This window comes from Azospirillum sp., from assembly GCF_050789165.1.
This window is the reverse complement of sequence record NZ_JBOZRT010000155.1, coordinates 170,086-191,661: the sequence shown is the minus strand read 5'-3', so window position 1 is coordinate 191,661 and position 21,576 is coordinate 170,086. Positions and strand designations below refer to the sequence as shown.

The window sequence follows — 21,576 nt, the reverse complement described above, 5'->3', positions numbered from 1 at the left end:
CCCGCGGCCTGGGGGTGACGGCGGTTCTTCTTATGGCCGCCTGCGCGCCGAATGTAGCGGCCCCGCCCCCGGTGGTACAAGCGCCGCAACCCCCTGCCATTCAGCCTATGGCGCCGCAGGTCCAGAAGGTGGCGCTGCTGCTGCCGCTGACCGGCCCCAGCGCTGGCATCGGCCAGCCGATGCTGGACGCCGCGCAGCTGGCGCTGTTCGACGTGGCGGGCGAGACCTTCCAGCTGCTGCCGCGCGACACCAAGGGCACGCCGCAGGGCGCGGCCGAGGCGGCGCGGCAGGCGCTGGCCGAAGGAGCGCGCCTCATCATCGGCCCGCTGTTCGGCCAGGAGGTGCAGGCGGTGAAGCCGGTCGCCGCCGGCGCCGGAGTCGACGTGGTGGCCTTCACCACCGACGCGACGCTGGCCGGCAACGGCACCTGGGTCATGGGCTTCGTGCCGCTCGACCAGGTGCAGCGGGTCACCGGCTTTGCCCGGTCGCGCGGGGTGACGCGCTTCGTGGCGCTGGCGCCGCGCAGCCCGTACGGCGACGCGGTGGTCAGCGCGTTGCAGGGCGCCGCGCAACGCTTCGGCGGGCAGGTCGCGCAGGTCGAGCGCTACGAGCCGGCGCTGGCCGACCCTTCCGTCCCGGCGCGGCAGGTGGCGCAGGCGCCGGTGGCGCCGCAGGCGGTGATGCTGGCGGAAGGCGGCGAGAAGGTGCGCGCGCTGGGCGCGGCGCTGGCCGCCAACGGCGTCGATCCGGGACGGGTGAAGCTGCTGGGCACCGGGCTGTGGGACGAGCCGGGCCTGGGCCGCGAGCCGGCGCTGGTCGGCGCCTGGTACGCCGCCCCGGCGCCCGAGCAGCGCGCCGACTTCGAGGCGCGCTTCGAGGCGCTGTACGGCAGGAAGCCGCCGCGCCTCGCCACGCTGGCCTACGACGCCACGGCGCTGGCCGGCACGCTGGCGCGCATGGGCGGGGTGGCGCCGTTCGACCGCGCCAACCTGACCAACCCGAACGGCTTCGCCGGGGTGGACGGGCTGTTCCGCCTGCGCCCGAACGGCGCGGTGGAGCGCGGGCTGGCGGTGCTGGAGATCACGCCCGAGGGTGCCCGCGTGCTCGACCCGGCGCCGCAGACCTGGGAGGTCCTGGGGCAGTAGTAAATCCTCTCCCGGGGCTCTCGGCGGATCTTTGATCCGCCTGACGCCGTCAGCGCTGGCTGCGCCAGCGCGAGAGGCGGGAGAGGCGGGAGAGGGGTTAATCGTTCCACGGGTAGCCGCTGTCCACCTCGGCGAGGATGGCGGTCTCGCGCCGCCAGTCCGAGTGGTCGTGCAGCGGCAGCGTCGGCGACGGGGCGTGCAGGTGCGCCTCGTGGGCAGGGCGCGGCGTCATGGCGCCGATGGTCGCGGCGTCGGGGATGTACGGGGGCAGGGGACGGGGCATCGATGGTCTCCATCGTGAGCGGTGAGTTCACTGCACGAACACTGCCCCATCCCGGCCTATTCCCGCTGTGAGCCCGCCCACACGCGCCGCACGGAACCCATCGCCGCACCGTCCTGTCTTCGCATCGAGGGGAAACCAGGGGGAGCGCGGAGCGTGCGCCCGCCCCGGAACGATGGGAAGACGGCATGAAAGCGCTGTGTTGGCACGGCAAGGGCGACATCCGGTACGACACGGTCCCGGACCCGACGATCGAGGATCCGCGTGACGCCATCGTCAAGGTGACGACCTGCGCGATCTGCGGCTCGGACCTGCACCTCTTCGACGGCTTCATGCCCGGCATGCAGTCCGGCGACGTGGTCGGCCACGAGTTCATGGGCGAGGTGGTCGAGGTCGGCTCCGGCGCCAAGGGCAAGCTGAAGGTCGGCGACCGCGTCGTCGTCCCCTTCACCATCTGGTGCGGCGAGTGCGAGCAGTGCCGCCGCGGCAACTACTCGGTCTGCGAGCGCTCCAACCGCAACAAGGCGATGGCGGACAAGCTGTTCGGCCACACCACCGCCGGGCTGTTCGGCTACACGCACCTGACCGGCGGATACGCCGGCGGGCAGGCGGAGTACGTGCGCGTTCCCTACGCCGACAACACGCACGTGAAGATCCCGGATGGGCTGACCGACGAGCAGGTGCTGTTCCTCGGCGACATCTTCCCGACCGGCTGGCAGGCGGCGGCGCAGTGCGACATCCAGCCGACCGACACGGTGGCGGTCTGGGGCTGTGGCCCGGTCGGGCAGATGACGATCCGCAGCGCGCTGCTGCTGGGTGCGAAACAGGTCATCGCCATCGACCGCGTGCCGGAGCGGCTCAGCATGGCCAAGGCCGGCGGCGCCATCACCATCAACTTCGAGGAGGAGAGCGTCCTCGAACGGCTTTCCGAACTCACCGGCGGCAAGGGGCCGGAGAAGTGCATCGACGCCGTGGGCATGGAGGCGCACGCCACCGCCACGCTCGATTCCATCTACGACCGCGCCAAGCAGGCCATGATGCTGGAGAGCGACCGGGCGCATGTGCTGCGCGAGATGATCTACGTCTGCCGACCGGCCGGCACGATCTCGATCCCCGGCGTCTACGGCGGTCTGATCGACAAGATCCCGTTCGGCGCGTCGATGAACAAGGGCCTGACCTGGCGCATGGGGCAGACGCACGTCAACCGCTGGACGGACGACCTGCTCAAAAGGATCCAGGAGGGCCAGATCGACCCGTCCTTCGTCATCACGCACACCGTCGGCCTGGAGCAGGGGCCGGAGATGTACAGCACCTTCCGCGAGAAGCGGGACGGCTGCGTCAAGGTTGTGCTCAAGCCGTAAGGAGACTTTCGCGATGGCCTATTTCGTCAACAGCACGGCCGACACGTTGGCCCGCGGCATGGGCTGGTTCAGCATCGCTCTGGGCACCGCCGAGGTGGTGGCCGGGCGGAGCATCGCCCGCTGGCTCGGCATGGAGGAGCACACCACTCTGATCCGCGCCTACGGCGTGCGGGAGATCGGCGCCGGCATCGGACTGCTGTCGGTCGGCGACCCAAAGCCGTGGATGTGGGGCCGCATCGCCGGCGACGCGCTCGACCTCGGCACGCTGGCGGCCGGGCTGGGACGCGACAACCCGCGGCGCGACAACGTCGGCATCGCCATGGCGGCGGTGCTCGGCGCCACGGCGCTGGACGTGGCGTGCACCCGCATGCTGCACGCCGACGAGGCCCGCCACCGCGCCTTGCCGCCGCCGGACTACAGCGACCGCGTCGGCCTCGGCGGCCCGCCGGAGAAAATGCGCGGCGCGGCGCGCGACGCCCCCATCGGCGAGGACATGCGCACGCCGAAGCTGATGCGGCCGCTGGCGTAGGTCAGGCCAGCAACGCCGACAGCACGGCGTTGAGCCGCTGCCGCCCGGCGTGGGTGGCGCGCAGGGCGGTGGCGTCCACTTCCAGGAAGCCGCCGTCCACCAGGCGTGTCAGCGCATCCGCGTCGACCAGGGCGTCAAGGTCGCGGCCCGTCTCCTCGACGAAGCGGGCGCGGGCGACGCCCTCGGTCAGGCGCAGGCCCATCATCAGCAGCTCGGTGCCGCGGGAATCGGCGTCGATGGGCTCCGGCGCGTGGCCGCCATGGCCGTCGCGCTCGACGCGATCCAGCCAGATCTCCGGGGCGCGGTGGGCGCGGGTGGCCCATTTCGCCCCGTCCAGCGTCAGCCGGCCGTGCGCGCCGGGGCCGACGCCGACGTAGTCGCCGTAGCGCCAGTAGGTCAGGTTGTGCCGGCTCTCCTCGCCGGGGCGGGCGTGGTTGGAGATCTCGTAGGCCGGCAGGCCAGCGGCGGCCAGCAACTCCTGCGTCGCCTCGTAGAGGTCGCCGGCCAGCTCCTCGTCGGGGATCTTGAAATCACCGCGCTGGTGGGCCGGGAAGAACGCCGTGCCCTCCTCGATGGTCAGCTGGTAGACCGAGAGGTGGCCCACCGCGAAGTCCAGGGCGCGGGTCAGCTCCGCCTGCCACGCCGCGACGGTTTGGTCCGGGCGGGCGTAGATCAGATCGAAGGAGAAACGATCGAAGGTGCGCGCCGCCAGTTCGATGGCGCCCAGCGCTTCCGCCGCGTTGTGCTGGCGGCCGAGGAAGCGGAGCGACGCGTCGTCCAGCGCCTGGATGCCCAGCGACACCCGGTTCACCCCCGCCGCGCGGAAGGCCTGGAAGCGGTCGGCCTCGACGGAGGTCGGGTTGGCCTCCAGCGTCACCTCCAGGCTGTTGGCGACGCGCCAGCGCTGCTGGATGCGGTCGATCAGCGCGGCGGTGGTGCCGGGGTCCATCAGGGACGGTGTGCCGCCGCCGAAGAACACCGAGGTGACGGTTCGACCTTCCGTTGCGTCCGCGTAATGATCGAGTTCACGCAACAGCCCGTCGCGCCAGCGCGTCTGGTCGATGCGCTCGCGGACGTGGCTGTTGAAGTCGCAGTACGGGCACTTCGACTTGCAGAAGGGCCAATGGATGTAGATCCCGAAGCCGGGATCGGGGGTCATCGGAAGCATCGCTCCACGAGCTGGCGGAAGGCGTCGGCCCGGTGGCTCATCTCGTGCTTCTTGGCCGGGTCCATCTCACCGAAGGTAAGGTCGAACCCGTCGGGAACAAACATCGGATCGTAGCCGAACCCCTTTTCCCCACGCGGCGGCCACACCAGGGAGCCATAGCAGCGGCCCTCCACCGTCTCCACATGCCCGTCCGGCCACGCCAGGGAGAGCGCGCAGACGAAGTAGGCGGAGCGGTCGGCCGCGCCGGCCAACCCGTCCTCGACCTTCTGCATGGCGATGCGGAAGTCCTTGGTCGGCCCGGCCCAGCGCGCCGAGTAGATGCCCGGGTCGCCACCCAGCGCCGGCACCACCAGCCCGCTGTCGTCGGCCAGCGCGATGTGCCCGGCCTGGGCGGCCGCCAGCGCCTTGATCTCGGCGTTGGCGATGAAGGTGGTGCCGTCCTCCTCCGGCTCGGGCAGGCCGAGCTCGATGTTGGACTTGAAGGACTTGGCGTAGGGCCGCAGCAGGTCGGCGATCTCCCGCACCTTGCCGGGGTTGTGCGTGGCGATGACCAGCGTGTCGCCGGTGAAGTGGCGGGGGGTGGTCATGGTGGAAGGCTCCCGTTCGTTGCCCCCTCTCCCCACCCCCTCTCCCGCAGGGGGAGAGGGGCTTATTCGCATCGGCCCCCCTCTCCCCTCGCGGGAGAGGGGTTGGGGGAGAGGGGGCGGACGCTTAGCCGATGTTCAGCGCCGCCTTCTGCAGGGCGACCAGTTCGTTCACGCCCTTCTGCGCCAGCGCCAGCAGTTCGAGGAACTGGTCGTGGCCGAAGGGCTTCTCCTCGGCCGTGCCCTGCACCTCGACGATGCCGCCGCGGCCGGTCAGCACGAAGTTGGCATCGGCCTGGGCGTTGGAGTCCTCGGCGTAGTCGAGGTCGAGCACCGCCTTGCCCTGGAAGATGCCGCAGGAGACGGCGGCCACCTGGTCGGTCAGCGGCATGCGCTTGATGGCGCCGATGGTCAGCAGGTGCTGGAAGGCGAGGTGCAGCGCCACGTAGGCGCCGGTGATCGACGCCGTGCGGGTGCCGCCGTCGGCCTGCAGGACGTCGCAGTCCACCTTGATCTGCACCTCCGGCATGGCGGCGCGGTCGGTGACGGCGCGCAGCGCGCGGCCGATCAGGCGCTGGATCTCCTGCGTGCGGCCGGACTGCTTGCCCTTCGCCGCCTCGCGGTCGGTGCGCGAATGGGTCGAGCGCGGCAGCATGCCGTACTCCGCCGTCACCCAGCCGAGGCCCGTGCCCTTGAGGAAGCGCGGCACGCTGTCGTCGACGCTGGCGGTGCACAGCACATGGGTGTCGCCGAAGCGCACGAGGCACGAGCCCTCGGCGTACTTAGCGAAGCCGGGTTCCAGCGTGACGGTGCGCAGCTGGTCAAGGGCGCGGCCGGAGGGGCGCATCGGCGTAAGTCCTGTCTTTGCTTAAGAATGGGCAGGGAAGCTAGCGCCGCGTCCCCCCCAAGTCCAGACCGGTCGTCCAGGCCCGACCCAGACCCGACGTTGATTCGGTTGCACGACCTGCCTAAATTCCAACGCGTACACCGCGCATGGGAATTCGCAACCGACATGATCTCCGAGCTGAACCAGCGGTCGCGCGAGATCTTCCGGCACATCGTCGATGCCTACGTGGCGACCGGCGAGCCGGTCGGCTCGCGCACGATCTCGCGGCGGCTGGGCATGGCCCTGTCGCCGGCAACCATCCGCAACGTCATGGCCGACCTGGAGGAGCTGGGGCTGCTCTACGCGCCGCACACCTCGGCCGGCCGGATCCCGACCGAGCTGGGCCTGCGCCTGTTCGTCAACGGCATCCTCGAGGTCGGCGCGCTCACCGAGGACGAGCGCGAGTCCATCGAGGCCAAGTGCTCGTCCTCCGGCCGGGCGCTGTCCGACGTGATGCGCGAGGCCTCGGCCATGCTGTCCGGGCTGTCGCGCTGCGCCGGGCTGGTGCTGGCGCCGAAGACCGACCGGGCGCTGCGGCACATCGAATTCGTCTCGCTGGGGCCGGGCCGGGCGCTGGTGGTGCTGGTCAACGAGGACGGGCTGGTCGAGAACCGCGTCGTCGAGGTGCCGATCGGCCTGCCGGGCTCGACCCTGCAGATGGCGTCCAACTACCTGACGTCGCGTCTCGTCGGCCGCACCCTGGACGAGGCGCGCAAGGAGGTGCTGCGCGAGATCGGCGAGCAGCGCACCGAACTGGACGAGGTGTCCAAGCGCGTCGTCGCCGCCGGCCTCGCCACCTGGGCCGGCAGCGCCGGCGACGGGCAGCTGATCGTGCGCGGCCAGGCCAAGCTGCTGGAGGACGTCACCGCGCTGTCCGACCTGGAGCGTGTGCGCTCCCTGTTCGAGGCGCTGGAGACCAAGGAGGCCATGCTGCGCCTGCTGGAGGCCACCGGCCAGGGCGACGGCGTGCAGATCTTCATCGGCGCGGAGAACGTGCTGTTTAACCATTCCGGCTGCTCGCTGATCATCTCGCCGTTCCAGAACAGCCGCGAGCAGGTCATCGGCGCGATCGGCGTCCTCGGTCCCACACGGATCAATTATGCCCGTATCATTCCCCTGGTGGACTACACGGCGAAAGTCATCAGCCGGCTTGTCGGCTGAGGCGGACGCCAGAGAAAACAACAAGGTCGAGACCAACGAGAGAGACATGAGCGACACCAACAACACCCCCGCCGATCCCACGCTCGAGACCAACGGCCAGCCCGTCGCCGCCAATGACGGCGCCGCCGCGCCCGAGGCCGGTGGAGAGGACCGCGTCGCCAAGCTGGAGGCCGAGGTCGCCAGCCTGAAGGACCAGCTGCTGCGCGCCATGGCGGAGACCGAGAACACCCGCCGCCGCGCCCAGCGCGACCGCGAGGACGCCTCGAAGTTCGCCGTGTCCAGCTTCGCCAAGGATCTGGTGGGCGTGGCCGACAACCTGCGCCGCGCGCTGGAGGCGGTGCCGCCCGAGGGCCGCGAGAAGGACGAGATGCTCAAGAGCCTCGCCGTCGGCGTCGAGGCGACCGAGCGCCAGCTCCTGGGCGCCTTCGAGCGTGCGGGCATCAAGAAGGTCGATCCGACCGGCGAGCCGTTCGACCCGAACTTCCACCAGGTGATGTTCGAGATCGAGAACACCGGCAAGCCGGCCGGCACGGTGGTGCAGGTGCTGCAGCCCGGCTACACCATCCACGGCCGCCTGCTGCGCGAGGCGATGGTCGGCGTCGCCAAGGCGCCGGCCGACGGTGGTGCCGCGCAGCACATCGACACGACCGCCTGACGCATAGCAGGGATTCGGGGGCGGCGCATCGCCGCACCGCCCCCGGTCTTGCGCAAACCGGTCGCATTTGCGAGTTTCGCCCTTCGTGCTGCACTGCGGCGGCACGGTTCGACAGCCGAGGCGACACCGTGGCGAAGACGATCCTGACCGTCGATGACTCCAAGACCATCCGCGACATGGTCACCTTCACCCTGCAGAAGGCGGGCTATGCCGTGCAGGAGGCGGCGGACGGAGCGGCCGGCGCGGCGCTGGTCGCCAGACAGAAGTTCGACTGCATCATCACCGACCTGAACATGCCGGGCATGGACGGTCTCGCGCTGACCAGGGCGGTGCGCGCCAGCGCCACCAACCGCGCCACCCCGGTTCTGCTGCTGACCACCGAGGCCGACCCGGCCAAGAAGACCGCGGGGCGCGAAGCCGGCGCCACCGGCTGGCTGGTCAAGCCGTTCAATCCCGAGAAGCTGGTCGATACGGTGCGGAAGGTCTGCCCCTAAGGACGGTTTCCGCAGAGCCCGCATCTTTCCTTGCCGTCATCCCCGCGAAGGCGGGGATCCATAATTCCCAATGCGTTCCGCTATGCCAGTCATGGATCCCCGCCTTCGCGGGGGCGACGGCCAAAAGAGTGTCCGAGGCGGTGAACTTCACCGGCTCCCCAAGAACAGGAACTCCCCCTCCGGATCGTGCGCCTGGAAGCGGGCGCGCGCCGCCGTGCGATTCGACACGGCGTAGCAGTAGGCGCAGCCGTGCGGGCAGGTGTCGTAGGCGCCGATGTCGCGGCTCTCCGCGCACAGGCAGCCGGGGCGGTTGCCCTTCTGCCGCGCCGCCACCGGCGCGCCGGCGACGTCCGACAGGCGAACGGCGTCGACGCAGCGCGCCGCGGCCACGCCGGGAACGTCCGTCAGGTCCGGCTGCGTGCACAGCGTCAGGGCCATGCCGTTCTCCGCCGCGATCCCGGTGAGGGCGGCGAGCAGGGCGCGCTTCTCCTCCGGCTCCGGCGTTTGCCACGCGAAGCCGGCCGCCCGCGCCGCCGCGTCCAGGTTGCGAGTGGTCTTGCGGTAGGGCTGCAGGAAGGAGACGGTGACCTCGTCGGTGACGCCGCGCAGCGCCGCGGCCAGCCGGGCGAAGGCCTCGCGGTGCCAGGCGGGCGGCGTCAGCGTGGTCAGCACGATGGGATCGTAGCGCCACACCGCCGCCCGCGGTCCCCAGCGGTCGCGCACGGCGCGCAGCTGCGCCACCGCATCCTCCCAGGCGATGACCGAGCGCTCCAGCGCCCGCGGGTAGGCGGTGACGGTCACCTGCGCCACGAACGGCGTGCCGCGGGCGTCCACCGCGTCGAGGGCGGCGCCGAACGGGGCGAGGTTGCGGGTCCAGAACACGAAGCCGTCCACCGCGGCCGGCGTCAGGTCCACCTGCCCCGGCGGCCCGCCGTAGGGGTTGGCGACGCGGGCGAAGCCGGCCTCCAGGCGATTGAGGAACCAGCGGCCGTAGAAGGCCGGAATGTCGGTGCGGTAGCTGGCGGAGACGATCATCCCGCTTTCATGGGCCGTGCCCCACACGCTATCAAGGGCGCTCCAGCGCGGAGGAAGCGATGAACGAGGATTGGAAGGCGGTGGAGTGGGCCGGCACGGTGCGCTTCCGCGTGCCGATGGGCTGGACGGTGTCGTCCGAGGACCGCGAGGGGATCGAGGTGCTGGCCTTCGCCCCCAACAATTCCGGCGGCGGTGCCTTTCGTGTGCTGACCGACGAGCGCGCGCCGCGTCCCGGCGAACCGGCGGAGGCGGTGCTGCACGAGATGGCGTTGCGCTTCGTGCGCCCTGACGACGCCCGGGTCAGCGACCGCAGCGTCGAGGAGCGGGAGGACGGTGCCCGCCTCGCCCAAGCGATGATGGTAACCGAAGAGGATGGCCGCACCGAGAGCCACTATCTTTGGTTGCTCGGCCGCGTCTGCGACGGACGGGCGCGGGTGGCGATGTTCAGCTACACGGTGCCGGCGCTGTTCGACGGGCAGGAGCCGCACGTCTCGAACCTTGCCGGGCTCGACGCGGCGATCCGGGCCGCGGAGCTGCTGTAGCGCGGGGGCGTCACAGCCCCCGCAGCCGGTTCAGCAGTGGCCGACGCCGCCGGCCATCAGGGCCTTGAGCTGCATGGCCTTGGGGTCGGCCTCGATCGCCGCCTCCTCCGCGGCCATGGCGGCCAGCCCGATGAAGCGGGCCAGATCGTCGAGATCGCAGCGCGCGGCGTCGTCCTTCAGGCTGTCGAGGCAGGATTTGATGGCAAGCGCCACGCCGCGCCGGTCTTCGAACATCGGATCACCCTTCAACAGGTTATCTGCCAGGATACAACTCATCTGCGGCAACCTTCTTTCGCAAGGTCCGGTGCCGCGTTACCGCAGCATATAACATAAATGCGTGTCGGCTTCACCAGATGAATCTTACGATAAGCAGACGAATCTTGCGTCAACAAGCAGTTAACGCGCGTCTTTGACCGGTGGAATCGCGCAAGCGCGGTTGAATACTGTTAACGGAAGGTTAACGGCGACATATTGTCCAAGTTTTCCTGGTTGCGCTACTGTGCGAGTGCTTCTCGCTCCGGTAAGAGCTGTTGCGGGAGGCGGTGTGTACAAAACATATCACTGTATGCAGCGGGATTCTCTTGGTCCGCGCAAATGCTGGTTTTCCCGCTGGCGCGGGGCGAGGGGCTGCGTCATCTTCGCGCAATCCCGCTGCAATCTTCGTCGTCGGTAAGCGCGTGCGGGCGTTGCACGCCGTGGCGCACCTGCCTATATCTCCGGCGACAGTCGCGTTCACCCCGACACGTTCCAACCGAACCGAATGGGGATCACGGCGGTGCCGGTTCACTGGGCCGCCGCCGATCTGCCGGAAAACAGAGGTTTAGACATGAGCAAAGTCATTGGCATCGACCTCGGCACCACGAACTCGTGCGTGGCCGTGATGGAAGGCTCCAGCGCCAAGGTGATCGAGAACGCCGAGGGCGCGCGCACCACGCCGTCCATGGTCGCGTTCGCGCAGAACGGCGAGCGCCTCGTCGGGCAGCCGGCCAAGCGCCAGGCGGTGACCAACCCCGAGAACACCCTCTTCGCGATCAAGCGTCTGATCGGCCGTCGCTACGACGATCCGCTGACCGAGAAGGACAAGGGCCTCGTTCCCTACAAGATCATTGCGGGCGACAACGGCGACGCCTGGACCGAGGCGCACGGCAAGAAGTACAGCCCCAGCCAGATCAGCGCCTTCATCCTCGGCAAGATGAAGGAGACGGCGGAGAACTACCTGGGCGAGAAGGTGACCCAGGCGGTCATCACCGTCCCCGCCTACTTCAACGACGCCCAGCGCCAGGCCACCAAGGACGCCGGCAAGATCGCCGGCCTGGAAGTGCTGCGCATCATCAACGAGCCGACCGCGGCCGCGCTGGCTTACGGCCTGGAGAAGAAGGGCGCCGGCACCATCGCCGTGTACGACCTGGGCGGTGGCACGTTCGACATCTCCGTGCTGGAGATCGGCGACGGCGTGTTCGAGGTGAAGTCGACCAACGGCGACACCTTCCTCGGCGGTGAGGACTTCGACGCCCGCATCATCGACTACCTCGCCGACGAGTTCAAAAAGGAGCAGGGCATCGACCTGCGCAAGGACAAGCTGGCCCTGCAGCGCCTCAAGGAGGCCGCGGAAAAGGCGAAGATCGAGCTGTCCTCGACCACGCAGACCGAAGTCAACCTGCCCTTCATCACCGCGGACGCGTCCGGCCCGAAGCACCTGAACGTCAAGCTGACGCGCGCCAAGCTGGAAGCCCTGGTCGACGACCTCGTCCAGCGCACCATCGAGCCGTGCAAGGCCGCGCTCAAGGACGCCGGCCTGAAGGCCAACGAGATCGACGAGGTGATCCTGGTCGGCGGCATGACCCGCATGCCCAAGGTCATCGACGCGGTGAAGCAGTTCTTCGGCCGTGAGCCGCACCGCGGCGTCAACCCGGACGAGGTGGTTGCCATCGGCGCCGCCATCCAGGGCGGCGTGCTGAAGGGCGAGGTGAAGGACGTCCTGCTGCTCGACGTGACCCCGCTGTCGCTGGGCATCGAGACGCTGGGCGGCGTGTTCACCCGCCTGATCGACCGCAACACCACGGTGCCGACCAAGAAGTCGCAGGTCTTCTCGACCGCCGAGGACAACCAGACGGCCGTGACCATCCGCGTCTTCCAGGGCGAGCGCGAACTGGCGGCGGACAACAAGATGCTCGGCCAGTTCGACCTCGTCGGCATCCCGCCGGCGCCGCGCGGCGTGCCGCAGGTCGAGGTGACCTTCGACATCGACGCCAACGGCATCGTCTCGGTGATGGCGAAGGACAAGGCCACCGGCAAGGAGCAGCAGATCCGCATCCAGGCCTCGGGCGGCCTGTCGGACGCCGACATCCAGAAGATGGTGAAGGATGCCGAGGCCCACGCCGCCGAGGACAAGAAGCGGCGCGAGCTGATCGACGCCCGCAACCAGGCGGACGGCCTGATCCACACCACCGAGCGCTCCATCAAGGAGGGTGCGGAGAAGGTGCCGGCGGCCGAGAAGGAAGCGGCCGAGCGTGCCATCGCCGACCTCAAGGCGGTGCTCGACGGCGACGACCTGAACGCCATCAAGTCGAAGACCGACGCGCTGGCCCAGGCCTCCATGAAGATCGGCGAGGCCATGTACAAGGCCGGTGCCGGCGACGCCGCCGGCGCGGCGGGTGCCGCCGGGGCCGCCGGTGCGGGCGCCGGCCACCAGTCCGAGCCGGGCGTGGTCGATGCCGACTTCGAGGAAGTCGACGACGACAAGAAGAAGTCGGCGTAAGTCACGCCCGGGTCCGAACGGACTCGTGCTATACCGTCCGGCCCGCCGCCCGAAGCTCCGGGGGCGGGCCGGAACGGTGTTTTGGGGCTAACGCGAGGCGCTCGGGGCTTCCATGGCGAAACAGGACTATTACGAACTCCTCGGCGTGGCGAAGGGCGCCGGCGCGGACGAGATCAAGAAGGCGTACCGCAAGCTGGCGATGCAGTACCACCCGGACCGCAATCCCGGGAACGCCGAAGCCGAGCACAAATTCAAGGAAATCAACGAAGCCTACGACGTCCTGAAGGACGAACAGAAGCGCGCGGCCTACGACCGCTTCGGTCATCAGGCGTTCGAGAACGGCGGCCGGGGCAGCCCGGGCGGCGGCTTCGGCGGCGGCGGGTTCGACTTCGGCGGCGGCTTCGCCGACATCTTCGACGAGATGTTCGGCGAGTTCATGGGCGGTGGGCGTCGCCAGGGCGGCGGCGGCTCCGGCCGCGGCCAGGACCTGCGCTACAACCTGGAGATCGGCCTGGAGGAGGCCTTCAAGGGCTCGCAGGCGACGGTGCGGGTGCCGACCTCCGTGGCGTGCGAGAGCTGCAGCGGCACCGGCGCGGCGGCCGGCACGCAGCCGATCACCTGCCCGACCTGCGCCGGCCACGGCAAGGTGCGCGCGCAGCAGGGCTTCTTCACCATCGAGCGCACCTGCCCGGCCTGCCACGGCCAGGGCCGCATCATCAAGGACGCCTGCAAGAGCTGCGGCGGCGCCGGCCGCCAGCGCAAGGAGAAGACCCTCCAGGTCAACATCCCCGCCGGCGTCGAGGACGGCACCCGCATCCGCCTCGCCGGCGAGGGCGAGGCTGGCCTGCGCGGCGCGCCGCCGGGCGACCTCTACATCTTCCTGGCCATCGCGCCGCACCCGCTGTTCCAGCGCGACGGCGCCAACGTCCATTGCCGGGTGCCGATCCCCATGGTGACGGCGGCGCTGGGCGGCTCGGTGGAGGTGCCGACCATCGACGGCACCAAGGCCAAGATCACGGTGCCGGCCGGCACCCAGTCGGGCCACCAGTTCCGCCTGAAGGGCAAGGGCATGTCGGTGCTGCGCAGCCCGCACCGCGGCGACATGTTCATCCAGGCGATGGTCGAGACGCCGATGAACCTGACCAAGCGCCAGCAGGAACTGCTGCGCGAGTTCGAGAAGGCCGGCGGCAAGGACGGCGGCACCAACCCGCAGTCCGAAGGCTTCTTCGCCAAGGTGAAGGAGCTGTGGGAGGACCTGAAGGAGTAGCGCGCGGCCCCAGGCCCGCGGCGAGACCAGGACGGGAGGGCGGTTGCCCTCCCGTTTTCTTTGTCTGCACCTTTCGTCGTGTCATCGCGTCGCAGCCGGTCCTACCACTGGCTCCTTGACGGGTGCCCGTTGTAACGGGAGTTATCGAGCCGTTCGTGCACGCTCCGCGGTGCCGGGCCGTCTCGCCCGTGCGAGTTCGCGTGCCGACGATTTACACAGCGAAGTAAGTTGCCGGGAGGGAGGATCGCGTGTATCCAGGGGCCTCGAATCTCCTCAGACGCTTTGCGGAAAAGGCGTTCCAGGCCGTGAGCGGTGACCTGTCCCTCGAGCAGCTGCGCGACCTGGTGCACCCTGGTGGCCACACGCCGATCATCCAGCGGCGGCGGGCCGTCCTCATCCATTCCCGCGTGCGCATGGTGGCGGCGGTGTTCGCCGTGCTGACGCCGCTGTGGATCGGCATCGACGTCGTCATCTTCGAATGGCCACTGTGGGGCTGGCTGGCGCTGCTGCGCATCGTCGCCAGCGCGGCGTTCGGCGCGCTGGCGCTCGGCTACCGGATCAGCGACGACATCGGCTCGGCGTGGCGCGGGCTGGCGCTGCTGCTGGCGGTGCCGACGGTGTTCTTCCTGCTCTCCCACCCCATGCTGAACCAGCGCGAGATCATCGGCGTCGCCGCCGCGGTCGGGGCGGGATACGCCTTCCTGCCCTTCGTCATGGTGGCGGGGTTGAGCGTCTTCCCGCTGACCGCCATCGAGGGGCTGGTGTTCGCGCTGCCGCTGTTGTCGGCGCATCTGGCGGCGGGGCTCTACGGCTCGCTGGTTTTTCCGTTTCCCAGTTACGTTGGTGCCTTGTGGTTGCTGCTGCTGATCACCGTGGTGGCGGCGCTGGCGGCGATGAGCCAGCTGCATTTCATGATGGCGCTGGTTGACCAGGCCTCGCACGACAGCATGACCGGCGCCTTCGGCCGGCGCATCGGCGAGGAGCTGCTGCGCCTGCAGTTCGCCCACGCCCAGCGCAGCGAGCACCCGCTGGCGCTGGTGTTCGTCGATCTCGACAATTTCAAGAAGGTGAACGACCGCTACGGCCACGACGAGGGCGACCGGGTGCTCCGCAACGCCGCCGATGCCATCCGCGGCATGCTGCGGCAGAGCGACATCCTGGTGCGCTGGGGCGGCGAGGAGTTCCTGCTGGTGATGCCCAACACCGCGCGCGAGGGTGCGCGGGCGGCGGCCGAGCGGCTGCGCTCGGTGGGCCTAGGCAACCGGCCGGACGGCAGCCCGCAGACCGCCAGCATCGGCATCGCCGAGTACATGGCCGACCGGCCGGAGGACTGGGAGCGGATGGTCGACCTCGCCGACCACCGCATGTACCTCGCCAAGCAGGGCGGCAAGGACCGCATCGTGGCGGTCGAGATGGCGGACGCGGCGCAGTAGACGCGCCCGCCACCCCTGTCCCTCACTGATACCCGCCCTTCTCCGCCCGCTCCTTGGCCGCGTCCTCCTGCGCCTTGGAGGTCTTGTCGTCGAGCTTCCCGCTTGGCGTCGGCTTCCCGGCCGCCTGATCCTGCGGCTTGGCGTCGTCCTTACGGTCCTGATCCATGCGTGCCTCCGTTGCCGGTGTCCCCGGTGAACACGCCGGGCCGTCGTCCGTCACGCGCAAACGAAAACCGCCCGGGGGACGGACCCCCGGGCGGTTCGAACGGTTCGCTGCGAGCGCCGCTTACTCGTCGCGCTGGCCCAGGAACTGCAGCATGAACTGGAACAGGTTGATGAAGTCCAGGTACAGCGTCAGCGCGCCCATCAGGGCCAGCTTGCCGCTGCTCTCGCGATCGTAGCCCTCGGCGTAGCTCTCCTTGATCGCCTGCGTGTCGTAGGCGGTCAGGCCGGTGAAGATCAGCACGCCGATCACCGAGATCGCGAACTGCAGCGCGCTCGAGGCGAAGAAGATGTTGACCAGGCTGGCGATCAGGATGCCGATCAGGCCCATCACCAGGAAGCTGCCCATGCCGGACAGGTCACGCTTGGTGGTGTAGCCCCACAGGCTCATCGCCAGGAAGGTCGCCGCGGTGACGAAGAAGGTCAGCGCGATCGACGCCCCGGTGAACACCAGGAAGATCGACGCCATCGACAGGCCCATGGCGGCGCAGTAGGCCCAGAACACGCCCTGGGCCGCCGCGAAGGACAGCCGGTTGATGCCGAACGACAGCACCATCACGAAGGCCAGCGGCGCCAGCATCACCACCCACTTCAGCGGGGTGCCGAAGATGGCCTGCAGCATCGCCGGACTGGACGCGACGAAGAGCGCGACCAGACCGGTCACGATCAGGCCGCCGCCCATGTAGTTGTAGACGCGCAGCATGTGCTGGCGCAGGCCTTCGTCGAAGTAGCCCCGATCGAACGCCCGGCCCGCGGCGGTGTCGTAGCGCTGGAAAATCGGGTCAGCCATTGTGGTATCCTCGGAAACGATGTTGGTCTCAACAGCGTAGCATATCGTGGAGTCCACCGCTTCGTTCAAGATGCCCACCGGATGACTCGGGTTTCATGAACGAAGCTTCATCCCGATGTCATGCGGGTGCCGCTACTCGTTGCGCAGCAGCGGTGCCGCCGGCTGCCCCAACGCCCGCCACGTGCCCAGGAAGCCGAAGAGCAGCGTGATCGCCGTGCACAGCGCCGCCGTCCACAGCACGGCCGAGGGCAGGAAGGTCCAGTCCCAGCGCATCAGCCGCGTCAAAATGGCCCACGCCGTGATGGTGCCGATGATGCCGGAGATCAGCGCGGTGACCAGTCCCAGAAGGCCGTATTCCATCAGGAAGGCGCCCAGCACGTCCTTCCGCGTCGCCCCCAGCACCTTCAGCACCACCGAATCGTAGACCCGCCGCCGATGCCCGGCCGCCACCGCGCCGGCCAGCACCAGCGTGCCGGCGATCAGCGTGATCGCCGCGGTCAGCCGCACCGCGAGGCCGATGTTGCCCAGCATGCCGGACACCGTCTCCAGCGCGTCCTTGATGCGCACGCTGGTGATGTTGGGGAAGCGCTTGAGCACCGCGCGCTGCACCGCCGGCTCCACGTCCACGGGCGCGCGGACAGTGGCGATCCAGGTCTGCGGGGCGGACTCCAGCACGCCTGGCGACAGTACCAGGGCGAAGTTGATGGCCATGGTCGAGAAGTCGGCGGCGCGCACGTTCGCCACCTTGGCCTCGATGACGCGGCCGAGGATCGACAGGCCCAGCCGGTCGCCGACGCCGATGCCGAACGCCTCCGCCACGTCCTTGTGGATGGAGAGCAGCGGCGGCCCGCGGTAGTCCTCCGGCCACCAGGAGCCGGCGACGATCTCGCCGTTGCGCGGCGGGGCGGCCGAATAGGTGATGCCGCGCTCGTTGCGGATGATCCAGGCCTTCTCCGGGTTCTTCAGCGCCTTCTCCGCCTCCTCGCCGTTCACCGTGGCGAGGCGGCCGCGCAGGCTGGGCACCGCCTCGAAGCCGTGCGTGCCGGGGACGGAGAGCACCGTCTGCCTGAACGCGTCGAACTGGTCGGGCTGCACGTCGACGAAGAAGAAGCTGGGCGCGTCCTTGGGGATCACGTCGTTGATGCGGCGGGCGAAGTTGCCCTCCACCAACGCGATGGCGACCAGCACCGTCAGCCCGAGGCCGAGCGACAGCACGACGCTGGCCGTCGGGTTGCCGGGCCGGTGCAGGTTGGCGAGCGCCAGCCGCAGCCCCGGCCGCTTCGGCCGGCCGGCGCGCGCCGCGCCGCGGGTGACCAGCCACGCCGCCCCGCGGAAGGCCAGCAGCGTGGCGATGGCGCCGCCGACGAACCACCAGGCGAACCGCTTGTCCGCCGCGGTGACGATGGCCAGCGCCGCCAGCGCGGTGGCCGATGCCGCCAGCGCCGCGACGTAGACCCAGCGCGGCCGGCCGCCGGACGGTGCGATCACGTCGCGGAACAGCGCCCCCGCCGGCACCTCGCGCGCCCGGCCGAGCGGCCACAGCGAGAAGGTCAGCGCGGTCAGCAGCCCGAACAGCGCGGCGACGGCCAGCGCGCCGGGGTAGATGCCGAAGTGCGCGTTGATCGGCAGCACGCCCTCCAGCAGCCGGCCGAGCAACAGGGGTGCCGTCCCGCCGATCACCAGACCGAAGGCGATGCCCAGCGCCGCCAGCAGCATCACCTGGATCAGGTAGGTGCGGAACACCAGCGCGCCGGGGGCGCCGACGCACTTCAGCGTGGCGATGGTCCCGGCGCGGGCGTCGAGGTGGGCGTGCACGGCGTTGCTCACGCCTACGCCGCCCACCAGCAGCGCGGTCAGGCCGACCAGCGTCAGGAACAGCGTCATCCGCTCGATGAACTGCTCGATCTGCGGCGAGGCGTTGGTCGTGTCGCGCACCCGCCACCCGGCGTCGGGGAAGCGCCTGCCCAACTCCGCCTGCCATGCTTTGGCGTCGGTGCCGGGGGAAAGCGCGATCTTCTCGGTCCAGTAGACGATGCTGCCGGGTTGCAGCAGCGCGGTGTCGGGCAGGGCGGCGGTGGACACCATCAGCCGGGGGCCGAGCGCGAAGGCGCCGGACGAGGCCTTGTCCGGCTCGCGGGCCAGCACGGCGCGCACCTCGATCTCGGCGTCGCCGAGGCGCAGGCGGTCGCCGGGCTTCAGCTCCAACCGGTCGAGCAGCGTGTCCTCGGCCACCGCGCCCCAGGCGCCGTTGCGCTTGGCGAGCAGGGCCTGCAGATCGCCGCCGTCGCGCAGTTCGACCGCGCCGAACAGCGGGTAGGCGCCGTCCACCGCCTTCAGCTCGACCAGGGTGGAGCGCTGCTCGTCGAGGGAGCGCGCCATGCCGCGCATCTCCGCCGACTCGGAGATGCGGCCGGACCGCTTCAGGAAAGCCAGCGCGTCGTCGGCCGGCGGAGTGTAGATCTGGCGGACGCTGACGTCGCCGCCGAGGATGGCGCGTCCATCCTCCTGCAAGCCGGTCAGGATGCCGCTGGACACCGACTGCACCGCGGCGATGGCCGCGACACCGAGCGTCAGGCAGGCCAGGAAGATGCGGAACCCTTGCAGGCCGCTGCGCAGCTCGCGGAGTGCCATGCGGAAGGCGAGCATCTCACTCCCCCGCAACGCGCAGGTCTTCGCGCACGCGCCGCTCGTCCGCCGCGATGCGCCCGTCGCGCAGCGTCACCGTGCGGTCGCAGCGGCGGGCCAGCGCCGGGTCGTGGGTGATCAGCACCAGCGTGGTGCCGCGCCGCTCGGCCAGACCGAACAGCAACTCGACGATGGTGGCGCCGGTGTCGATATCGAGGTTGCCGGTCGGCTCGTCGGCCAGCAGCAGCGACGGTTCGGCGACGAAGGCGCGGGCGATGGCGACGCGCTGCTGCTCGCCGCCCGACAACTGGCCGGGGTAGTGGGTCAGCCGGTGCGCGAGGCCGACCGCTTCCAGCCCGGCGCGGGCGCGCTCGAAGGCGTCCGACGCCCCGGCGAACTCCAGCGGGATCGCCACGTTCTCCAGCGCCGTCATGGTCGGCACGAGGTGGAAGGCCTGGAAGACGATGCCCACATGGTCGCGGCGGAAGCGCGCCAGCCGGTCCTCGTCGAGGCCGCCGAGGTCGTGCCCCGCCACCGAGATGCGGCCGGAGGTGGGGCGCTCCAGCCCCGCCATCACCATCATCATGGTCGACTTGCCGGAGCCCGACGGGCCGACCACGCCGACCCTCTCGCCGCGCCCGACCGAGAGATCCAGGCCCCTCAGGATGTTGACGGGTCCGGCGGCGCTGTCCAATCTCAGGTGGACGTCCTGAAGCTGGACGATCGGAGACGCCGCGGAATCGGGTCGGGACATGCGAAGGGTCTCACCGGGATACGGGACGGGGAACGAATGGGATTTCCGCCATATGGCATGGCACATCGCCTTTTCAACGCCGCGCTGGCGGGCCTGCTGGCCCTCGGGGTGTGCCTGGGAGCTCTATCCATGAGCGCGGCGGCGCACGCGGCGCCGGTGAAGCTCGTGGCGCTGGGCGACAGCCTGACCGCTGGCTACGGCCTGCCGCCGGACCAGGGCTTCACGGTGGTGCTGGAGAAGGCGCTGAAGGCCAGGGGCTACGACGTGACGGTGGTCAACGCCGGCGTGTCCGGCGACACCACGGCCGGCGGCCGGGCGCGGCTGGAGTGGACGCTGGGCGACACGCCGGACGCCATGATCGTCGAACTGGGCGCCAACGACATGCTGCGCGGCATCGATCCCGGCGCATCGCGCGCCAACCTCGACACCATCCTGAAGACGATCACCGAGCGGAAGATCCCCGTGCTGCTCGCCGGGATGTACGCGTCGGGTACGTACGGCAAGGCGTACGTCGACCGCTTCAACGCCATCTACCCGGACCTGGCGCAGGCGTACGGGGTGCCGCTGTACCCTTTCTTCCTTGAGGGCGTGGCGACGGAACCCCGCCTGAACCAGGGGGACGGCATCCACCCGAACGCTGCCGGCGTACAACGGGTCGTCGAGGGCATCCTGCCCTACGTCACGCGCCTTTTGGACCAGCGGGCGCACGGAGGCTGAAGGCATGGGCACCACCACCGCGGCAACGCGCTTCCACGCCGCTTCGGCCGCCGGGCCGGACTGGGGGCAGACGGTCAAGGCGTGCCTGGACAAGCTGGGCGACGTGCGCGGCTGCAACCTGGGCTTCCTGTACGTCACCGATTCGCTGGCTGAGCAGGCGTCCAGCATCCTCAACCTGCTGCGCGGGGTGACCGGGATCCGCGACTGGGTCGGCACCGTCGGGATCGGCGTGCTGGGCGGCGGGGAGGAGCTGTTCGACCAGCCGGCCATCGCCGTGATGGCCGCCCGCCTGCCCGAGGAGTCGTTCCGCGTCTTCCCGGTGGTCAGCGGCGATCTGGAGCCGATGCGCCGCGTCGCCGGCGGCTGGCTCGACCGCAACGGGGCGACGCTCGGTCTCGTGCACGCCGACCCGCGCAACGCCGATCTGGCCGATCTGATGACGCAACTGGGCGAGGCGACCGGGGCGTTCCTGGTCGGCGGGCTGGCCTCGTCGCGCGGCGAGTACCCGCAGTTCAGCGGGCCCGGCAGGGGCAGCGACGACCCGGTGGGCGACGGCGGGGTGTCGGGCGTGCTGTTCGGCAACGGGCTGGAGGTGGCGACCGGGCTGACGCAGGGCTGCTCGCCCATCGGGCCGATGCGCACGATCACTGCGGCCGAGGAGAACCTGATCATCGAGATCGACGGCCGCCCGGCGCTGGAGGTGTTCAAGGAGGACATCGGCGAGCTGCTGGCGCGCGACCTCAACCGCGTCGCCGGCTACATCTTCGCCGGGCTGCCGATCACCGGGTCGGACACGGCGGACTATCTGGTGCGCGACATCATCGCCATCGACCCGCGCATGGGCTGGTTGGCGGTCGCCGAGCGGGTCGAGCCCGGCCGCCGCATCCTGTTCGCCCGCCGCGACCGGCAGTCCGCCGTGCTCGACATGGAGCGCATGCTGGAGAAGCTGAGGAAGCGGCTGTCCGGCCCGCCGAAGGGCGGCGTCTACGTCAGCTGCGTCGCCCGCGGACCGAACTTCTTCGGTGAGGGCAACCAGGAGGTCGCCATGATCCAGCGCGCGCTGGGCGAGTTCCCTCTGGTCGGCTTCTTCGCCAACGGCGAGGTCTCCAACGCCCGGCTGTACGGCTACACGGGCGTGCTCACCCTCTTCCTCTGACCCATAGTTCAGGA

Annotated in this window: 22 protein-coding genes; 12 read left to right on the top strand and 10 right to left on the bottom strand. The window is 70.0% G+C overall.

Annotated features, from left to right (window positions below; genetic code table 11):
* Nucleotides 1–107 precede the first annotated feature (107 nt).
* Complete coding sequence (locus ACRWK7_RS32880; RefSeq protein ID WP_431861697.1) at nucleotides 108–1,145, top strand: penicillin-binding protein activator; 1,038 nt, start codon at nucleotides 108–110, stop codon at nucleotides 1,143–1,145.
* A 97-nt stretch (nucleotides 1,146–1,242) separates the two neighbouring features.
* Here ACRWK7_RS32880 and ACRWK7_RS32875 read toward each other — a convergent pair whose 3' ends face one another.
* On the bottom strand, nucleotides 1,243–1,428 hold the full coding sequence (locus ACRWK7_RS32875; RefSeq protein WP_431861695.1) for a hypothetical protein: 186 nt from the start codon (nucleotides 1,426–1,428) through the stop codon (nucleotides 1,243–1,245).
* A gap of 185 nt (nucleotides 1,429–1,613) precedes the next feature.
* Between ACRWK7_RS32875 and ACRWK7_RS32870 the strand changes: the two genes are divergently transcribed.
* Together ACRWK7_RS32870 and ACRWK7_RS32865 are read left to right on the top strand one after the other, a co-directional pair.
* Nucleotides 1,614–2,786: a zinc-dependent alcohol dehydrogenase gene (locus ACRWK7_RS32870; RefSeq protein ID WP_431861693.1), complete on the top strand. Its 1,173-nt coding sequence runs from the start codon at nucleotides 1,614–1,616 to the stop codon at nucleotides 2,784–2,786.
* Between the two features lie 13 nt (nucleotides 2,787–2,799).
* A complete protein-coding gene (locus tag ACRWK7_RS32865) occupies nucleotides 2,800–3,315 on the top strand; it encodes a cyclase dehydrase (protein ID WP_431861691.1) in 516 nt (171 codons plus the stop codon).
* Nucleotide 3,316: 1 nt separating this feature from the next.
* On the opposite strand, the gene hemW is transcribed toward ACRWK7_RS32865, so the two are convergent.
* From hemW to rph, 3 genes are all read right to left on the bottom strand, one after another.
* The gene (hemW, locus tag ACRWK7_RS32860) at nucleotides 3,317–4,474 is read right to left on the bottom strand and encodes a radical SAM family heme chaperone HemW (RefSeq protein WP_431861689.1); all 1,158 of its coding nucleotides are present in this window, start codon (nucleotides 4,472–4,474) and stop codon (nucleotides 3,317–3,319) included.
* Nucleotides 4,471–5,070: an RdgB/HAM1 family non-canonical purine NTP pyrophosphatase gene (gene rdgB / locus ACRWK7_RS32855; protein WP_431861688.1), complete on the bottom strand. Its 600-nt coding sequence runs from the start codon at nucleotides 5,068–5,070 to the stop codon at nucleotides 4,471–4,473. Before rdgB ends, hemW begins: the two co-directional genes overlap by 4 nt.
* A 124-nt stretch (nucleotides 5,071–5,194) precedes the next feature.
* The gene (rph, locus tag ACRWK7_RS32850) at nucleotides 5,195–5,914 is read right to left on the bottom strand and encodes a ribonuclease PH (RefSeq protein WP_431861686.1); all 720 of its coding nucleotides are present in this window, start codon (nucleotides 5,912–5,914) and stop codon (nucleotides 5,195–5,197) included.
* Nucleotides 5,915–6,079: 165 nt separating this feature from the next.
* Here rph and hrcA point away from each other — a divergent pair, with 165 nt between their 5' ends.
* The 3 genes from hrcA to ACRWK7_RS32835 all read left to right on the top strand — a co-directional run bounded on the left by hrcA (nucleotide 6,080) and on the right by ACRWK7_RS32835 (nucleotide 8,263).
* On the top strand, nucleotides 6,080–7,114 hold the full coding sequence (gene hrcA, locus ACRWK7_RS32845; RefSeq protein WP_431861684.1) for a heat-inducible transcriptional repressor HrcA: 1,035 nt from the start codon (nucleotides 6,080–6,082) through the stop codon (nucleotides 7,112–7,114).
* Nucleotides 7,053–7,769: a nucleotide exchange factor GrpE gene (gene grpE / locus ACRWK7_RS32840; protein ID WP_431861682.1), complete on the top strand. Its 717-nt coding sequence runs from the start codon at nucleotides 7,053–7,055 to the stop codon at nucleotides 7,767–7,769. Before hrcA ends, grpE begins: the two co-directional genes overlap by 62 nt.
* Nucleotides 7,770–7,897: 128 nt before the next feature.
* A complete protein-coding gene (locus ACRWK7_RS32835; RefSeq protein ID WP_431861680.1) occupies nucleotides 7,898–8,263 on the top strand; it encodes a response regulator in 366 nt (121 codons plus the stop codon).
* Nucleotides 8,264–8,410: 147 nt separating this feature from the next.
* Here ACRWK7_RS32835 and ACRWK7_RS32830 read toward each other — a convergent pair whose 3' ends face one another.
* Nucleotides 8,411–9,298 (bottom strand): DUF1848 domain-containing protein, encoded by an 888-nt coding sequence (locus ACRWK7_RS32830; protein WP_431861679.1) that lies wholly within the window; start codon nucleotides 9,296–9,298, stop codon nucleotides 8,411–8,413.
* 59 nt (nucleotides 9,299–9,357) lie between these two features.
* Here ACRWK7_RS32830 and ACRWK7_RS32825 point away from each other — a divergent pair, with 59 nt between their 5' ends.
* Nucleotides 9,358–9,840 carry a hypothetical protein gene (locus ACRWK7_RS32825; protein WP_431861677.1) on the top strand — a complete coding sequence of 161 codons (483 nt, stop codon included), beginning with the start codon at nucleotides 9,358–9,360 and terminating at the stop codon, nucleotides 9,838–9,840.
* 30 nt (nucleotides 9,841–9,870) lie between these two features.
* Here the strand turns inward: ACRWK7_RS32825 and ACRWK7_RS32820 are convergent, their stop codons facing one another.
* Nucleotides 9,871–10,074: a hypothetical protein gene (locus tag ACRWK7_RS32820; protein WP_109118871.1), complete on the bottom strand. Its 204-nt coding sequence runs from the start codon at nucleotides 10,072–10,074 to the stop codon at nucleotides 9,871–9,873.
* A gap of 592 nt (nucleotides 10,075–10,666) precedes the next feature.
* On the opposite strand from ACRWK7_RS32820, the gene dnaK reads away from it, so the two are divergent.
* The 3 genes from dnaK to ACRWK7_RS32805 all read left to right on the top strand — a co-directional run bounded on the left by dnaK (nucleotide 10,667) and on the right by ACRWK7_RS32805 (nucleotide 15,298).
* Entirely contained in the window at nucleotides 10,667–12,598 is a 1,932-nt protein-coding gene (gene dnaK, locus ACRWK7_RS32815; RefSeq protein ID WP_431861675.1) for a molecular chaperone DnaK, read from the top strand.
* 112 nt (nucleotides 12,599–12,710) lie between these two features.
* Complete coding sequence (gene dnaJ / locus ACRWK7_RS32810) at nucleotides 12,711–13,865, top strand: molecular chaperone DnaJ (RefSeq protein ID WP_431861673.1); 1,155 nt, start codon at nucleotides 12,711–12,713, stop codon at nucleotides 13,863–13,865.
* Nucleotides 13,866–14,170: 305 nt separating this feature from the next.
* A complete protein-coding gene (locus ACRWK7_RS32805) occupies nucleotides 14,171–15,298 on the top strand; it encodes a diguanylate cyclase (protein ID WP_431861672.1) in 1,128 nt (375 codons plus the stop codon).
* A gap of 22 nt (nucleotides 15,299–15,320) precedes the next feature.
* Here ACRWK7_RS32805 and ACRWK7_RS32800 read toward each other — a convergent pair whose 3' ends face one another.
* From ACRWK7_RS32800 to ACRWK7_RS32785, 4 genes are all read right to left on the bottom strand, one after another.
* On the bottom strand, nucleotides 15,321–15,464 hold the full coding sequence (locus ACRWK7_RS32800; protein WP_431861670.1) for a hypothetical protein: 144 nt from the start codon (nucleotides 15,462–15,464) through the stop codon (nucleotides 15,321–15,323).
* A 120-nt stretch (nucleotides 15,465–15,584) separates the two neighbouring features.
* Nucleotides 15,585–16,310 carry a Bax inhibitor-1/YccA family protein gene (locus tag ACRWK7_RS32795; RefSeq protein ID WP_431861668.1) on the bottom strand — a complete coding sequence of 242 codons (726 nt, stop codon included), beginning with the start codon at nucleotides 16,308–16,310 and terminating at the stop codon, nucleotides 15,585–15,587.
* 132 nt (nucleotides 16,311–16,442) lie between these two features.
* Complete coding sequence (locus tag ACRWK7_RS32790; protein ID WP_431861666.1) at nucleotides 16,443–18,956, bottom strand: ABC transporter permease; 2,514 nt, start codon at nucleotides 18,954–18,956, stop codon at nucleotides 16,443–16,445.
* Nucleotide 18,957: 1 nt separating this feature from the next.
* Nucleotides 18,958–19,689, bottom strand: coding sequence for an ABC transporter ATP-binding protein (locus ACRWK7_RS32785; protein WP_431861664.1), 732 nt, complete (start codon nucleotides 19,687–19,689; stop codon nucleotides 18,958–18,960).
* 57 nt (nucleotides 19,690–19,746) lie between these two features.
* Here ACRWK7_RS32785 and ACRWK7_RS32780 point away from each other — a divergent pair, with 57 nt between their 5' ends.
* Together ACRWK7_RS32780 and ACRWK7_RS32775 are read left to right on the top strand one after the other, a co-directional pair.
* Nucleotides 19,747–20,406: an arylesterase gene (locus ACRWK7_RS32780; RefSeq protein ID WP_431861662.1), complete on the top strand. Its 660-nt coding sequence runs from the start codon at nucleotides 19,747–19,749 to the stop codon at nucleotides 20,404–20,406.
* A 4-nt stretch (nucleotides 20,407–20,410) separates the two neighbouring features.
* On the top strand, nucleotides 20,411–21,562 hold the full coding sequence (locus ACRWK7_RS32775; protein WP_431861660.1) for an FIST signal transduction protein: 1,152 nt from the start codon (nucleotides 20,411–20,413) through the stop codon (nucleotides 21,560–21,562).
* The last annotated feature ends 14 nt before the right edge of the window (nucleotides 21,563–21,576 follow it).

Coding starts and splice junctions, on each gene's coding strand:
- ACRWK7_RS32830 (WP_431861679.1), bottom strand. CDS start 9,298: ATGATCGTCTCCGCCAGCTACCGCACCGACATTCCGGCCTTCTACGGC.
- rdgB (WP_431861688.1), bottom strand. CDS start 5,070: ATGACCACCCCCCGCCACTTCACCGGCGACACGCTGGTCATCGCCACG.
- ACRWK7_RS32880 (WP_431861697.1), top strand. CDS start 108: ATGGCGCCGCAGGTCCAGAAGGTGGCGCTGCTGCTGCCGCTGACCGGC.
- dnaJ (WP_431861673.1), top strand. CDS start 12,711: ATGGCGAAACAGGACTATTACGAACTCCTCGGCGTGGCGAAGGGCGCC.
- hemW (WP_431861689.1), bottom strand. CDS start 4,474: ATGACCCCCGATCCCGGCTTCGGGATCTACATCCATTGGCCCTTCTGC.
- ACRWK7_RS32875 (WP_431861695.1), bottom strand. CDS start 1,428: ATGCCCCGTCCCCTGCCCCCGTACATCCCCGACGCCGCGACCATCGGC.
- ACRWK7_RS32775 (WP_431861660.1), top strand. CDS start 20,411: ATGGGCACCACCACCGCGGCAACGCGCTTCCACGCCGCTTCGGCCGCC.
- dnaK (WP_431861675.1), top strand. CDS start 10,667: ATGAGCAAAGTCATTGGCATCGACCTCGGCACCACGAACTCGTGCGTG.
- ACRWK7_RS32785 (WP_431861664.1), bottom strand. CDS start 19,689: ATGTCCCGACCCGATTCCGCGGCGTCTCCGATCGTCCAGCTTCAGGAC.
- grpE (WP_431861682.1), top strand. CDS start 7,053: ATGCCCGTATCATTCCCCTGGTGGACTACACGGCGAAAGTCATCAGCC.
- ACRWK7_RS32870 (WP_431861693.1), top strand. CDS start 1,614: ATGAAAGCGCTGTGTTGGCACGGCAAGGGCGACATCCGGTACGACACG.
- ACRWK7_RS32820 (WP_109118871.1), bottom strand. CDS start 10,074: ATGTTCGAAGACCGGCGCGGCGTGGCGCTTGCCATCAAATCCTGCCTC.
- ACRWK7_RS32825 (WP_431861677.1), top strand. CDS start 9,358: ATGAACGAGGATTGGAAGGCGGTGGAGTGGGCCGGCACGGTGCGCTTC.
- rph (WP_431861686.1), bottom strand. CDS start 5,914: ATGCGCCCCTCCGGCCGCGCCCTTGACCAGCTGCGCACCGTCACGCTG.
- hrcA (WP_431861684.1), top strand. CDS start 6,080: ATGATCTCCGAGCTGAACCAGCGGTCGCGCGAGATCTTCCGGCACATC.
- ACRWK7_RS32780 (WP_431861662.1), top strand. CDS start 19,747: ATGGCACATCGCCTTTTCAACGCCGCGCTGGCGGGCCTGCTGGCCCTC.
- ACRWK7_RS32790 (WP_431861666.1), bottom strand. CDS start 18,956: ATGCTCGCCTTCCGCATGGCACTCCGCGAGCTGCGCAGCGGCCTGCAA.
- ACRWK7_RS32800 (WP_431861670.1), bottom strand. CDS start 15,464: ATGGATCAGGACCGTAAGGACGACGCCAAGCCGCAGGATCAGGCGGCC.
- ACRWK7_RS32865 (WP_431861691.1), top strand. CDS start 2,800: ATGGCCTATTTCGTCAACAGCACGGCCGACACGTTGGCCCGCGGCATG.
- ACRWK7_RS32795 (WP_431861668.1), bottom strand. CDS start 16,310: ATGGCTGACCCGATTTTCCAGCGCTACGACACCGCCGCGGGCCGGGCG.